Source organism: Ornithinibacillus halotolerans, from assembly GCF_014637405.1.
GTDB classification, from domain to species: domain Bacteria; phylum Bacillota; class Bacilli; order Bacillales; family Amphibacillaceae; genus Ornithinibacillus; species Ornithinibacillus halotolerans.
Map to the genome: position 1 here is coordinate 1 of NZ_BMEY01000051.1, position 605 is coordinate 605.

General features: G+C 54.7%; 1 rRNA gene. It reads right to left on the reverse strand.

Annotated elements, in window-relative coordinates:
- Positions 1 to 605: ribosomal RNA gene (locus IEV35_RS20000) — 23S ribosomal RNA — on the reverse strand; the annotation flags it as partial.

Genomic DNA, 605 nt, shown 5'->3' on the forward strand with positions numbered 1-605 from the left:
ACGTGTCACCACGCTTCCACCTCGGACCTATCAACCTCATAGTCTCTAAGGGATCTTACTCACTCGAAGTGATGGGAAGTCTCATCTTGAGGGGGGCTTCATGCTTAGATGCTTTCAGCACTTATCCTTTCCACACGTAGCTACCCAGCTATGCTCTTGGCAGAACAACTGGTACACCAGCGGTGTGTCCATCCCGGTCCTCTCGTACTAAGGACAGCTCCTCTCAAACTTCCAACGCCCACGACGGATAGGGACCGAACTGTCTCACGACGTTCTGAACCCAGCTCGCGTACCGCTTTAATGGGCGAACAGCCCAACCCTTGGGACCGACTACAGCCCCAGGATGCGATGAGCCGACATCGAGGTGCCAAACCTCCCCGTCGATGTGAACTCTTGGGGGAGATAAGCCTGTTATCCCCGGGGTAGCTTTTATCCGTTGAGCGATGGCCCTTCCATGCGGAACCACCGGATCACTAAGCCCGACTTTCGTCCCTGCTCGACTTGTAGGTCTCGCAGTCAAGCTCCCTTCTGCCTTTACACTCTACGAATGATTTCCAACCATTCTGAGGGAACCTTTGGGCGCCTCCGTTACCTTTTAGGAGGCG